General features: G+C 65.9%; 13 protein-coding genes and 1 pseudogene. 5 read left to right on the top strand and 9 right to left on the bottom strand.

Annotation, left to right across the window (positions count from 1 at the left end; all coding sequences use genetic code 11):
- Positions 1-4: 4 nt before the first annotated feature.
- A complete protein-coding gene (locus ACFY29_RS25880; RefSeq protein WP_386990307.1) occupies positions 5-1,417 on the bottom strand; it encodes an APC family permease in 1,413 nt (470 codons plus the stop codon).
- Between the two features lie 424 nt (positions 1,418-1,841).
- On the opposite strand from ACFY29_RS25880, the gene ACFY29_RS25875 reads away from it, so the two are divergent.
- The gene (locus ACFY29_RS25875) at positions 1,842-2,456 is read left to right on the top strand and encodes a hypothetical protein (protein WP_386990305.1); all 615 of its coding nucleotides are present in this window, start codon (positions 1,842-1,844) and stop codon (positions 2,454-2,456) included.
- Here the strand turns inward: ACFY29_RS25875 and ACFY29_RS25870 are convergent.
- Positions 2,446-2,892: a hypothetical protein gene (locus tag ACFY29_RS25870; RefSeq protein WP_386990303.1), complete on the bottom strand. Its 447-nt coding sequence runs from the start codon at positions 2,890-2,892 to the stop codon at positions 2,446-2,448. The two genes, ACFY29_RS25875 and ACFY29_RS25870, sit on opposite strands and share 11 nt — an antisense overlap.
- A gap of 36 nt (positions 2,893-2,928) precedes the next feature.
- Here ACFY29_RS25870 and ACFY29_RS25865 point away from each other — a divergent pair, with 36 nt between their 5' ends.
- A complete protein-coding gene (locus ACFY29_RS25865) occupies positions 2,929-4,464 on the top strand; it encodes a hypothetical protein (RefSeq protein ID WP_386990301.1) in 1,536 nt (511 codons plus the stop codon).
- 111 nt (positions 4,465-4,575) lie between these two features.
- Positions 4,576-5,010 carry a divalent-cation tolerance protein CutA gene (gene cutA, locus ACFY29_RS25860; RefSeq protein WP_386990300.1) on the top strand — a complete coding sequence of 145 codons (435 nt, stop codon included), beginning with the start codon at positions 4,576-4,578 and terminating at the stop codon, positions 5,008-5,010.
- A 10-nt stretch (positions 5,011-5,020) separates the two neighbouring features.
- Here cutA and ACFY29_RS25855 read toward each other — a convergent pair whose 3' ends face one another.
- The 7 genes from ACFY29_RS25855 to ACFY29_RS25825 form a co-directional block, all read right to left on the bottom strand.
- Positions 5,021-6,319, bottom strand: a complete 1,299-nt coding sequence (locus ACFY29_RS25855) for a helix-turn-helix domain-containing protein (RefSeq protein ID WP_386990298.1) — start codon at positions 6,317-6,319, stop codon at positions 5,021-5,023.
- Between the two features lie 630 nt (positions 6,320-6,949).
- Positions 6,950-8,731, bottom strand: coding sequence for a hypothetical protein (locus tag ACFY29_RS25850; RefSeq protein ID WP_386990297.1), 1,782 nt, complete (start codon positions 8,729-8,731; stop codon positions 6,950-6,952).
- Between the two features lie 232 nt (positions 8,732-8,963).
- A complete protein-coding gene (locus ACFY29_RS25845) occupies positions 8,964-9,254 on the bottom strand; it encodes a hypothetical protein (RefSeq protein ID WP_386990295.1) in 291 nt (96 codons plus the stop codon).
- A gap of 294 nt (positions 9,255-9,548) precedes the next feature.
- Positions 9,549-10,520 carry a hypothetical protein gene (locus ACFY29_RS25840; RefSeq protein ID WP_386990294.1) on the bottom strand — a complete coding sequence of 324 codons (972 nt, stop codon included), beginning with the start codon at positions 10,518-10,520 and terminating at the stop codon, positions 9,549-9,551.
- 346 nt (positions 10,521-10,866) lie between these two features.
- The gene (locus ACFY29_RS25835; RefSeq protein ID WP_386990292.1) at positions 10,867-11,097 is read right to left on the bottom strand and encodes a hypothetical protein; all 231 of its coding nucleotides are present in this window, start codon (positions 11,095-11,097) and stop codon (positions 10,867-10,869) included.
- 45 nt (positions 11,098-11,142) lie between these two features.
- A complete protein-coding gene (locus tag ACFY29_RS25830) occupies positions 11,143-11,277 on the bottom strand; it encodes a hypothetical protein (RefSeq protein ID WP_386990290.1) in 135 nt (44 codons plus the stop codon).
- An 88-nt stretch (positions 11,278-11,365) separates the two neighbouring features.
- Positions 11,366-11,911: a hypothetical protein gene (locus ACFY29_RS25825; RefSeq protein WP_386990288.1), complete on the bottom strand. Its 546-nt coding sequence runs from the start codon at positions 11,909-11,911 to the stop codon at positions 11,366-11,368.
- 228 nt (positions 11,912-12,139) lie between these two features.
- Here ACFY29_RS25825 and ACFY29_RS25820 point away from each other — a divergent pair, with 228 nt between their 5' ends.
- Positions 12,140-12,496 carry a CU044_2847 family protein gene (locus ACFY29_RS25820; protein ID WP_386990286.1) on the top strand — a complete coding sequence of 119 codons (357 nt, stop codon included), beginning with the start codon at positions 12,140-12,142 and terminating at the stop codon, positions 12,494-12,496.
- A gap of 105 nt (positions 12,497-12,601) precedes the next feature.
- A pseudogene (locus ACFY29_RS25815) lies at positions 12,602-13,144 on the top strand (serine protease); the annotation flags it as partial.
- Positions 13,145-13,175: the final 31 nt, after the last annotated feature.

Raw genomic sequence — 13,175 nt, 5'->3', positions numbered from 1 at the left:
CCGATCACACCCGCTCCGCATACGGCCGCCGCGACTGCGGCTGCGCAGGCGCCAGCCCGGACAGCGTCGGCCGCCGCCCGGACAGGTACAGGCCGGCCAGGACGAGGATGCCGAGGGCGAGCCACGCCAGGCCGAGGCGCTGCGCGGCGATGTTGGCGTTGATCACCACCCAGGTGAGGATCGCGAAGCCGACCGCCGGCATGACCAGGTGCGCCCACACGTTGGTGCTGCGACCTCGGATGAGGTGATGCACGATCACGGAGACGTGCAGGACCAGGAACGCGACCATCGCCCCGAAATTGATCAACGACGACAACAGAGTGATGCCGTCCGCGCGGGTGGCCATGTACAGGCCCAGGGCGAGAGACACAAACCCGGTGAGCAGGGTCGCGTTGATCGGCACGTTCCGGCGGATCGACACCTTCGCCAGAAACGCCGGCAGCTGCCGGTCCCGCGCCATCGCATACAGCAGCCGGCTGGTGGCGACCTGAGCAACCATCGAGTTCGGCAACCCCCACGCGATCGCCGTCGCCACCGCGCACAGCGTCGCCAACCAACCCCCACCAGCCGCCGCGGCGGCGTCGTAGAACGCGGTGCCGTTCGGATCCCCGTCGCTGAGCAGTGACCCCGGGTCGGGAAGGAGCATCGCGGCCAGCCACGTCTGCGCGATGAACAACACCCCCGCCAACACCAGCACCGCGGCCATGGCCCGGCCGATCTGACGGGCGCCGCCCCGGGTCTCCTCGGCCAGCATGCTGATGCCATCGAAACCGAGGAACGACAGCACCGCGATCGACACCGCCCCGGCGACAACCGACCAGGTGAAGGTGTCGGCGTTGTAGAACGCCTCCCAACTGAACCGGCCCCGACCCGTGGCCAGGGCCCAGCCGGCGACGGCCAGGAAGACCGCCAGAACGATCAGCTCTCCGATGAGCATGACCCGCGTGACGACCGCGGTCATCCGGATCCCCACCGAGTTGACGATCGTGTTGACCGCGACGAAACCGACCAGCCACAGCCACACCGGCACCGACGGCACCGTCGCGTGCATCGCCACCGACGCCACCAGATACAACAACCCTGGAACCAGGACGTAGTCGAGGAGGATCACCCAACCGGCGAGGAAGCCCACCGGTGGGCTGATCCCTCGGCCGGCATAGTTGTAGACGCTCCCGGACATGGGGAACGCCCGCACCATCTGCGCGTACGAGAACGCGGTGAACACCAGCGCCACCACACCGATCGCATACGCCAAGGCCACCATCCCACCGGAGCCGGCGTACACGCTGCCGAAGATCGCCATCGGCGCGATCGGCACCATGTACACCAGCCCGTAGGCCAACAAGTCGCGGAACCGTAGTAGACGGCTCAATTCCTGCCGGTAGCCGTAGCGAGCCAAATCAGTCTGGTCATGCATGAAGCGAACCTTTCAACAGGGGCGAACGAGAACGGTCGCGGTTGTGGCCGGGCTGCTCGGTGACCCTTTAGCCGGGCGCAATCAGTCAGGCACCGTGTGTCCCGGCAGGAGTGGTCACCGCCCGTAGAGACCCAAGCCGACCGCCATCGATGTCGGCTAGGGACGCCGCCAGGGTCCGACAACCCATTGACATCGGGCGCAACCAAAGCCGATCTCGATGAGCAAGATCAGGGAGAAAGCTGGCCCAGGTCCAGCGTTGTCGGAGAATTGTCGGAAGTGGTTGACGTCCCTAACCGACAAGCGGAATCGACGGCTGTGATAGGTGCGTACCACCCGCCGCGTAGAAGGCGGGTGGTACGCGCAGTGCCGGCAACCTGCTCGTGCTGCCTTTCAACACCCACTGGCCCCTCAGGAGGGAAGCGTCATGGCTAGCTCACAGATGCCCGAGGCCACCGCGGTTGGTCGTCGCGCGGCCGAGGTCCTCGACCGGATGCGGCAGCACCCGGCATTCGATCGGCTGCACAGCTCGTCGATGAAGTACTCGAGCTGCTGGGCGACGTTCACCGGCTACCCGGCGATCAGCCGTTGGTCGCTGGACCGCGACGCCACGCCCCTGCTGACCGAGGCGCTGCGGGTACTGGCGCTCAAGGCAGCGGTGTTCGACCTGTCCGACGGCGACGAGGAGGCGGCCGAGCTACTCGTCCCGGCACCGGTGGACGAGATGATCCACGCCGTGCTCGCCCAGTTCACCCTCATGTCCCGCATGCAGACCGATCTGGCGGTGGTGTTCCCGCACGCGACGGAGCTGGAGGAGTTCACCTACACCCGCGGCTGCCTGACCGACTCCTACTACGCGGCAGCGGGGTGGGGGGACCAGCCGTTGCGGTACTGGCTGGACTCCGCCGAAGTGACGCGGCGGCTCGACGAGCTCAACGCCCACTACCGGTCGGCGGGCATCGGACGCGACGGCCGCAGCCACGACTTCGACTTCGACCAGCCGCAGCCTCAGTGGCCCGATCCGGTTGGGGTCAGCGGTTAGTCAACTCCACCGACAACACCCGCCGCATGGCCGCCACGACCTGCCTGGGATCGAAGCGTTCGCCGGCCAACCGTTCGGCGCGCGCTACGGCGGCGAAGATCCCCTCCGCCGGTGCGTCCCGAAGAACGGCAACCAGCCAGCCCTCCAGATCCACCAGCTCGGTAGGCAGTTCCAGGGCCGCCGGCGTCGGCGCTGGCCGTGGCACCGCCACGGGAACCGGAACCCCCTGCGAGGCGTATCGGCCTGGTGGAAGCCCGACCCGGTAGGGGTGCACGCATACAGCAACACCGTCGCCGGTGACACGCCAGCCAATATCCGGGTTGTAGGCGAACTCAGGTCCGGGCCGGTCGACCACGTCGAACCGGCCCGGACCGAGCACCTGGGCGGGACACACGACACACGTCTGCTCACACCACTGCGGTAGCGGCCCAGACATGGCGCCGATGCTACGGCAACCAGGAGGTATCAGGGTATGACCGTCTTATCCCCTCCCCGGCCCACCCTCATCGACCGCGCACTCCGCGACGCCCAGCGATGGTGCGCCGGGCACACCATCGACGACCGCCCCGCACTGGCCCACGCCGTCCGGGTCGCCGTCACCATCGGCGAACACCTCCCAAACCCGGCGCCGGACCTGATCGCGGCGGCGCTGCTCCACGACGTCCCAGACTTCGCCCCCGCCACGCCAGGCATCTACCAGGTCCTCGCCGCCGCCTACGGCCCACAGGTCCCGCGGATCATCGCCGCCCTGCAGGCCGAACACGACGCCCTCGACAAGCCGGATCCGCCCATCCGCGTCGATGACCTGCCCGTGCTGCTCGCCTCGGCCGCTGACAAGATCGTCGCGCTCACGTCGTTGCTGCAACGAGCGCACGCCAGCGGCAACGTCACCGACTTCCTCCGCGCGCGGCCGGCTGCTACCTCACTTCCGCGCCTTCCAACAGGCAGCCCAGCCCAGGGTGCCAGCCGGAATGTCGGCACGCCTCGACGCCACCCTCACCCTGCTCGAACGGGCCACCGCCGGCCTCCAGACCACGAGTACGCCATGAGCGAGCCCGGACTCGACGCCACACTGGCACACCAGATCCGCCGCGACCTGCTCACCGCCGCAGGACAGGAACAGACCGGCTGGCAGGTCATCCAGCACTGGGAACTGTCAAGGGTCGAGCGGCTGTTCCTGGCCGACGGCAGCAGTGTGATCTGCAAAATCGCCACGGCGCCATTCACCGGGGAAGCCACCCTGCTGCGGACCCTCAACGAACGCGGCGCCGCTGTGCCAACACTGCACGGCTATACGCTGCGCCCGCAGACGATCGGCATGCTGATGAACGACCTCGGCGATCCAATACGCGCCGCGACCACGGCCGAAGCCGCAGCCGCCGCCTGCTGGGTCCACGCCGTGCCCACCCCCACACTGCCAACGTTCGACCAACAGACGCTGGCTTCCCTGCCCAAGCAAGCAATCGCCGCGCTCACTGCCCTACGCCTGCAAGAACGATTCCTCCATACAGGCCACATCGAGGCGCTGCTGGAGCGGCTGGCTGCCGTAGCAGACCGATGGGCCGACGGCGCCGAACGAAAGCCCTTTGGGTTGTGCCACGGCGAATTCCACCCCACTTCGCTGCACGTCAGCCGCACCGGATGCCACCTCGTCGACTGGGCGAAAGCATTTACCGGCCCCGGCCTACTCGACCTGGCCACATGGTTCGGCACTCGCACACCCACCGATTCCACCCAGCTAACCCACCTGATCGGCGCCTACGTCGCCACCGGCGGCAACGCAGAGGCGCACGCTCACCGCGGAGGCCTGCCGCCGGCGCAGTGGGCCCTGGGCTGGCACCGCATGTGGGCAGCCTGGTGGTTCCTGACCACAGCCGCCGCAGGACACCACCAACCACACACCGACAGCCACCACTCCCGGGTCGTGCACCGCCAACTGAAGGCAGCCGCGCAGCTGCTGGTAGCGGCCGCGTCGAACGTGCTCGGCAGTCACCTGAATCTGCGGTGATGGGCACGCTGGCCGGCCGGCAACACGAGCCGAACTCAACACGCGGAACCCACACCCTCAAGCGCATCCTTCGCCGCCGCGGTGCCGCTCCTCGTCACCTCGCCCCAGCGGATGGCCATCGACAGTCCGTCGACACGACTTCGCATGGCTGCGGCGTCTGCACCCATTGATGTCCGCGTCGACGCGATGCGTAGTGTCGCCGGCATGAGTGAGGTGTTGCAGGTGTATACCGCCACCGGTAGCCGTGAAGCCGCGCAGCGGTTGGCCCAGGGGGCTGTACGGGCTCGCTTGGCAGCTGGTGGCCAGATTATCGGGCCGGTGGAGTCCCTGTTCTGGCACGAGGGAACTTTCGGCACCGGCCAGGAGTGGCAGGTGGTGCTTAAGGCCAGCAGAGGGCAGTACCAAGAGCTGGAGAGCTATCTCAGAGCGCACCACGAGTGGGCCAACCCGGAGATCATCGCGCTGCCGGTCATCGCCGGCTCCGAGCCCTACCTTGCCTGGGTACGCGGCATCACGGAGAGGACGGACGAGCCTCAGCGGGAGTAACCTTGATGCCCTACAGGGAGACTTCCCGGCGGTCCCCTGCGTCCTCGTCCTGGTAGGGCGGGAGGCGTTTGCGGACGACGGCGATGCGGATGGCCGGGCGAGGGGATCCAACGCCGGTGCAGAGACGCTTCGACCGGTCCAGTATCGCTGCTGCTTGTTCGAGCTCACCGGCATCGAGATAGGACTCGGCGAGCCACGTGGAGTAAAGAGCCTTGTCCCTGGCATGCGCGTCATCGAGCCGCCGCAAGGCCACTTCCAGCTCAGGTATTGCGCGCAGGGGGCGCCTTAGTTCAGACCAGACGCGACCCGTCATGATCTGGACCTCGTCGTGATCGACCCATGCAGCCCAGTCCGGTGGCGTGTCGAGTCGGGCTTTGTTGAGGGCTTCGTGTGCCGCGTTCAGGGCAGCGCCGGCTCGTTTCTCCTCGCCCGCGACTGCGTAGGTGAACGCGAGCCGGTCATACAGCAGTGCTCGGACGGCAGGGTTCACATCTGCGCTGACGGGGAGGCTGGACGCTTCGGCGGTGGCGATGTCGGGCTGGCCGAGACTCGCCCGCAGATAGGCCAACAGCGCCAAAGCGTTGGCTGCCAGAGCCACATCCTCCGCCTGCACAGCAATCGGCCGGCTGGCGGTGAACAACGCGGTAGCGTAATCATGATCGCCGGCGTCAAACGCCGCCCAGCCGGCCAGTTGGGTCTGCTCGGCGAGCAGCGCTAGCAAAGCCTTCGCGGTTGAAGAGCCGAACGAAGCCGTGTTGAACAGGGACGTCGTTGCCCGCAACTCGGCCTCGTAGTGCCGCAGAGTGTCGGCACCGCCGAGGTAGTTGTCGAGTCGTCGAAGTCTTACGGTACGCCTCGCGTGCTCCGTCACGTCCCCGAGACTGATTCGGCGACCAGCCGTAGAGGTTGCTGGCGCTGCGCCGCACACTGCCAGCGCCGCTGTTGCTCGGATGAATTCTCGACGACGCATCTCCTGCTCCTCTGTCGGCTCGAGCTGGAGCAGCCTGACTTGCGACGTTCCACTAAAGCCCTGCGCTGTCCAGCTTCTGCCCCCAGTCTCCCGCCGCAGCCTTTGCAATTGATCGAACGCCGCGACCAGCTGCCCGCCGGCGTCAAGGACCTCATCACAGCGCTCCCAGAAGCGCCTCGGAGCCCGCTGGCGGCCAACCTCCACGTTGGCGATGGTGCTACGGCCGTAGTGGAGCAGCGGCGCGAGCGAGTGCTGGGTAAAGCCAGCGGCTACGCGCAGGCGTGCGAGCTGGCGACCAAGCGGCAGCCAGCGATGGTCGCGGCCAGGAACGTCAGACATCTTCCTCGTCATTCACCTCAGCCACCCCGGCATAACCGATAGCTCCTACGGTCGGTCCGGACCTGCTGCTGACCCTATTCGATCTCGCCCTCTAACTGACTGTCGCCGATGTCAACAGATTGTCGGTGCACACGTCGATCGCTTGTCGACACCCTGCTAGCTCCGATTGCTGGACACGCGCTGGCAGGTCGTCGAGGATCGCCGCGGCCGCTCGGAGGCTCCACCTGTCGCCAGGTGCCCGGATCAGGACACCGAGTTGGCCCCCCGACCCATGCCGACCAGCAGGGCAGGCGGCGTGGCCGGGCCAGAGGGCGCACGGGCAGGCGACGATGAGGACCGCGACCGCCACCCGACTGCGGTGGCGGCGAGGTGAGGACCAGTCAGCCGGCGAAGGTCGCCAGCCCCTCGGCGGGGGCACTGGTCGTGGCGCCCCGGAACACCATCACCGCGTAACCACGGCCAGCAACCAGGGGGTAGAGCACCATCTACGCGGCACCGGTACATCAGCCCGTAAGCCAGATGGCGCTCGACGGCGAGCACCATGGCACCGTCGTAGATGGTGTTATCGAGTACGGCAGGCGGAGTCTCCGCGGTCGCGAAAGGGTCGGTCATCCGGCCGATACGCTTCGGCTATTCGGCACCGAGGGTTACGGCAGCCTCGTGCATGAGGTGTGCCAGGTATAGCCCCACTGGCTGGCTGATGATGACGTCGCTCTCGCCCCGGGGGTCGGGTACGAGCGTGCGAGTGGTCACCAGCCTGCAGGAGCTGACAGCCGCCGCGAGCGAGAGGCGTAGGTCTCTGGCGACGATGCGCATGTCTTCCACAACCAGGACGAGGGTGGTGGCCGCAGCGGCGATGACGGGATCGTCGCTGCTACTTTCACGGCCGAGGACAGCGTAGACGGCGTGCAGGTCGTACTCGGGATCGAGCCGCGAAATGGTGCGGGCGTACTCCGTGTAGGGTCCGTCGTTATCGTCGGTTAGGTCGGCCTCGGCAGTCATGGTGGAGATGATCGAGTTTGCACCGGCCAGGGTTGTCGACATGGACTCGGCATGTAGCAGGTTGATGAACACGGTCCTGGTCAGGGCCGACAAGGGGACGCGGGTATCTTCGCGGTAGGGCTTGAAGCAGAGGCTCGGGTTCGCGATTGCCTGGCTTGCCTTGTCCTCGAACAGGTTCACGGCGTGCGTGGTCATGTTCGCTTTGGGTGCGAACTGCTTGGCTTGGGCGGTTGCGGCGGCGGCGCGGGCCATCGTCCAGGCAATGTGGTAACACTCGGCCAGCGACCGGACTGCGGCAAGGCGTCGGGCGACTTCATCGAAGCGTGCCTCGTGGTTTTTCGGGATGGGCGGCAGGTTGTGTTCTTCGAGCTGGAAGTCGAAGTAGCGGCGGGTTTCCCAGGCGATCAGATCTTGGGCTAGTTCCAGCAGTTCGGTGCGCCGGTTAAGAGTGAGCCGTGCCGGGTTGAGCTGGCGGAGTAGATGCTCGTCGAGGTTCTTTGCGGCGGTGCTGACTGACGGGCCGCCTGGCACGTACCGGCAGATTTGAGACAGGTAGTAACGGCTCCATGCCGGCTGTGCGAGGTCCGAAAGACCACCGTCAGCTTTGGCGACGGACTCCTCAAAGGTCGGCGTCCAGACGAACGCCGCTAACGGAGAGTCTGGGTGGATCGCGAAGAAGCCGCCGTTGTCACAGTCGCGGAGCAGTTCGAGTGTCAATTCATCGAGTGGGGCGAGCGGTACCGGCCAGGCGTCTATCGGTGGAATCGGGGTATCACTCGGCCCATACCGAAGTGCCGCCAGTGCGGCGGCTTCGGTACGTACAGAGGTATTCCTCATCGCATGCCAGTCGGGCGCCGAAGTCACGTCGACGGCACACCGTTGGGCGAGGTAGGCGGTCTGCTCGGCCTTCCACAGCTGTTGTGCCTGCATCGCTTGCCCGCGCCTTCGGGCGGCCTGGCGCGCAGACTGGCGCTTCTGCATCGCCGCAGGCGTGGTCTCTCGCCCGACAGCCTTGATCAGTTCTTGGTCGCAGTCGACGCATCGTTCGGGAGCGTCGCCGAGCAGAAGCTTTACCAGGTTCTGCCGAGATCTCAGCGAGAGCGGCTGACCGCACGATGGGCAACAAAGCGAGGGCAGGACCGCCCGCACGCCGGCGGCGGCATGCACGTACATCCGACTGTTGGAAACGCCGTACTCGTCAGACAGCACCGTCGTCTTCTCCGCCCACAGCGCCGAGGGCGGATCAACTGTCTTATCGAAGCCACTGAGGGCCCAGTACCGTTCGCCAAGTGCAACCGCCTCGGCATCAGCGCCGGGCACGGCCGACAGCTGCGGGTAGAACCCCGCAAGAACAGCGTCCTGCGGGACCTCCGCATCGGCTTCAGAGACGATGACCTGATCAGAACTCATCCAAACAGTATCCCTGGAACCCGAGAGCAGCTGGACGGCCAAATCGACCACGACATGATCTCCGCGAGGTCGAGTCACGGTCCAACCGGCGACGACATCCACGCCCGCCCATGGCAGAACCGGAATTATTCGTGTTAAACCGTGTCATCGGCTTGCCCCTCTCGCAGCACCGCGTCGATATCCCGCCGGTGCGCCACAGGGGGTCTGTCATCAAAAGATCAGCCCAGTCCCGTCACCCAGCTCTACCATCGACGCTGGTCATCTGCTTCCACAACGCCAGCCGCTCCCAAAGGGCCGCCGGCTGGCTCCGCCACCTCGCCGGCAACACCATCGAGGGCCGCTCCGCCCACCAACCAATCCCGGCCAGTCGTCCGCAAAGACCCGCGTCGACCAGCTGCGGTAGCTGCGGGGCGATGGCGAGCAGCGCGTCCAGCAGCGCCCTGTCGCGGGCCTGCGTGATCGCGGCGACCGCCGGAACCAGCCCCGAGGCCAGCAACTGCTGGAGCGACGGCAGGTTCGCCATCAAATGCGCGGCGATGACCTGGGGTGCATCTGCTCTACGCCATCGGCGGACTGCTCAGCCTGCGGACTCTTGTGGTCGCTGTGGGCGATCCACTGGTGGTTCGCCCAGTCGATGAGCCTGACGACCACCACGGTGAGCAGACCTATCAGCAGCCGGACCCGGGCCATTACCGGCCGCGGTAGGCCAGGCGGCGCACGACGAGCGCCCGCCGGGGACTACTACCCGGCCGGCGCTTTCGCATTTCCGTCTACCGTCCGGCGACGCTCAGTTGCGTCTCGCGGCAGCTCGACCCTGTCAGCCCTGCCGTTCCGCTGCTTCCTCCTCCGCGCATACCTTGTGGCACGGCCGCCCGCGCTCATCTCGGGTAAACGCACCGTTGTGGCAGATTCGGCACGGGAGACGGTCGCCGGTGGCATGGTGCGTCCAGACCAAGCCGACCCTCGCTCTCCTCATGGCGGCGGAGCTGCCCAGGTCCACCACCACCGGGCCGCGCGGATCGCGGGGCGCCGCCGGCGGCCGCCGATGCCCGGTGTCGACGCCGTAGTCGCAGTTGAGGTCCAGGCCTCGCGGCACGATCGTCGCCCCGTCTCCAAGATCGGGGTCCAGCTCGATGTTGGGGACCGGCCTCCGCCCGGCACGGTCGTTCAGGTACCGCTCCATGTCGTCGGCCGTCACCCAGTAGTACATGGGCCGCCCACGCGAGTCGGTCTGCTCGAGGGACCGCCAGGCCCCCGCCGCCGCGCCGACGACCAAGGCGTCCAGGTTGAGGCCGCGGGCGGCCTCCAGGTAGACGTGCAATTGTCCGCACGGGTGCCCCCGGGTGACGGGGCAGTACGGTCCACGCCGGCCGCATCGCTCTACCTCGGCCGACCGGGCGCCCCCGGAGACCAGCAGCTCGTGGCCGGTGCGGACCCACCCAGCGTTCGTCGGCGGGATCGTGGCCCAGGGGGCGCGGTGTTCGACCTGCACGGCAGGGTTGTCGGTGGTCCACATCGGCATCACCCCGTCGTTGCGGGCGATCCCGATGCGTCTGTTGATCGTCGGGACGGACAGCTTCGACACCTGCAGCTCGTGCCCGAGTAGAAGGCCGCCCTCGCCGCGCACCAGCACGTCCGTGACTCGCTTGCCGGTCGACGAGCGAGCCTCCACCTCGACGGAGAAGCCGGCCCGCTGGGATACGGTGGCGACCCGGTCCTTGAGGGCCTTGTGCTTGTCGGACTCGATGGCGTCCGGATGGTTCCTCGCCGCGGATGAGTTGAGGTGCACAGCCTGGCGGAGGCCGGGTCCCGTCCGGCTTGCCCTTCAGATACATCCACTCGGGACAGTCCGGGTCGTTTTTGTAGCACGCACCCATGCACCGCAGCTCGCCCGCGTGGACCGTTTGCGACCGCAGCTCCTGCCACAGTCCCGGTCGGTCCGGGTGTCCCAGATCCGCTCGGCTCAGGTTCAGGTCGATGCCGAGCTTCATGTGCCGTACAGCTTCCGCCACGCGTTCCCCTCTCGTTCGTCTACCACCATGATGCCGGGTGGTACCGACAGGGATCCACCGTCCGCGCTATCGGTGAACAGCGAAAAGGCCGGATCTTCCCGGGCCTTTTCTCGCGTCGTGGGTCTACACGGTGGGCTGCGCGGCGCTCGGCAGATCCTCGGCCGCAAGGTAGACGGCGATGCCGTCCAGGATCGAGTCGTCTCGCTCGTTGTACTCGAGCGGCACCGGATCGGTCGGCTCGACGCCCGACGTGCGAGCCAGCTCGACGAACCGGAACAGCTCCCCCCAGGTCAGATCCTGGTCAATGGCGAGGGAGAGCTTGAGGTTGACGGCCTTCTTCTCGAAGTCGCTCACCAGGTGGAACGTCCAGAATCTCGTGATCAGCGGCAGTAGGCGAGATCAGGCGGCGGGGTCGGATTCCACCTCGCCTGCGAGCCCGCCCGATTCCGCAACCGTCAGCGACTGCTGGACCTTCCGCAGGATCGACACGGCAAGCATTTGCGCGATCAGCGCGTTCGCAGGCGTGTACTGCACGCCGTCGACGTGTGCCCGGTGGCGAGCCGGTTCGCCCTAGGCGGTACGCCGTCTCCGCGGTCGGGATGGAATCGGTCGAAGATCCGCATCAGCGGCCACAGGGTCGCCGACTCGCGGAGCTCCGAAAGGAAGCAGTCCCGAGACTCCTCGACCTGGGCGACGACGGGGTTGTAGAAGCGGGTCTTCGGCACGTCGCTAAACAGCGTGCCGCGCAGCGCCGCGTCCACCACTTCATCGCATATGCCTCCGCCGGCCGGTTGAAGCCCGCCTGCATCGCCTCCATGACCTCCCCGGCGGCGCGGGCGTACTCGGCCAGCTCAGGCGCCGTCACCTCAACGAGCGCGAGTGTGCAGTCCTCGAGCACGCCGGCGTGGTGCTCCAGCAGTACGTCCCGCCGCCGCTCCGGGTTGGCCTTGGAGAGCGCGGTGATCACATCGGCCCGGGGAACCCAGCACAGGGGGATGCCTTCCTCATCGGCGAGCACCCTGACGTCCCTGATACGCAGGTCGTCAAGCCAGTTCGGCGGGTAGTGCTCAAGCCGAAGCTGATCGACCAAGGCAGCGATGTTCGGAACGGTCAGCACGAGGTTTGCCTGGACGAGATTGCGCAGGCTCGTGGTGACCTCCGGCCACACCGTGCGGGCCTGGATGGCCGGTCAGTTCTTCAGTCCAGCGCCCGATACCTGACGGGCGATCTCCGCGACGTTCAGGATCGCAGGGTTGGTGTGCACGGGTCGTTCGGGCTGGTGAGCACAACCATCACGTTGAAGGCACCTCCAGCCAACAGGGGATCCATCCCTTGCTCTGTGACGCTACGCTACTGATCGATCCCCCCCGGTTAATGCTCCGGAAAGGCGGCGAAGTTGATTGAGTTCGACGGCAGGGACTCGCAGGACCGCGCACACTTCGTTGAAGTGCAGATCGACGAACACACACTATTCATGATTAGCCAAGAGGTCGGCCAGACGTCTCATGTAGGAAGTGAGGTGGAGATCGCTGGACAAGAAAGCCCTTCGCTTGACGGGGCGCTCGATGCGGTAGCGGAGTTGGCTCGAAAGATCTCCGGCAAACTCCAGAACGACGAAGTTTCGAAGATTACCGTCGAATTCGGGTGTGAGTTCGCTCTCAGTTCGGGGTCCTTTGTCGCGGTGGTCGGAAAGGCGAGTGCGAAGTCAGCATTTAGGGTGGCGCTAGAGTGGTCCCGGCCGGAGATCAACTAGCGATTCGCACGGGAGGCGGATCCCTCCCGCGAACGGAAATCCATCGATCGGCGACCCCGCAGTAGTTTCAAGTATGACTAGCGGCTAGGGTGTTAAGCATTGAGAATGGATAGGGTGGCGAACTTTCCTGAGAATGTGCCAGATGTCTTGGAGCGTCTGACCAAGTTTGCGACTGTCGCGATTAACACTCCGCCCTTAGGTAAGAATAGGTCCCGGTTTGGGACCGGGTTCTTGATCGGTGCCGATTTAGTAGCAACTTGTGCACATGTTCTTGGTGACTCGCCTGAGTCTATGCCGACCAAAGTCAGCGCGAAACACCTTGAGAGCCGTCGAGAAATTTTCCTCGAGACTGCGGCTAGTCAATATTTCCGTACACCTGACGGCGTTGACTTGGCCTTCCTGAAAATTCCCGCTAAGGAAAGCTTTCTAAATAAGCTCGCTGTGCCGCTCTCGGGTGTAGCCGCAGTAGATGATCGCATGTGGACATATGGATGCCCTGTTGGACCCTTTCGGGATGGCCAGCCGGCTTCCTTTACCTATCAGGGGGAGTCGCTAAGTGTCGGTGATCTCGATCTCGGCCGAGTCTATGGGACGCCAATCGTTGGCGGGTACAGTGGAAGCCCCGTCCTAAATAGACGCACTGGCGCAATATGTGGTCTTCTTGTTGTATCAGACAAAG

The organism is Micromonospora sp. NPDC000668, from assembly GCF_042897975.1.
Lineage (GTDB): Bacteria > Actinomycetota > Actinomycetes > Mycobacteriales > Micromonosporaceae > Micromonospora.
This window is presented reverse-complemented; position numbering and strand designations above follow the sequence as displayed.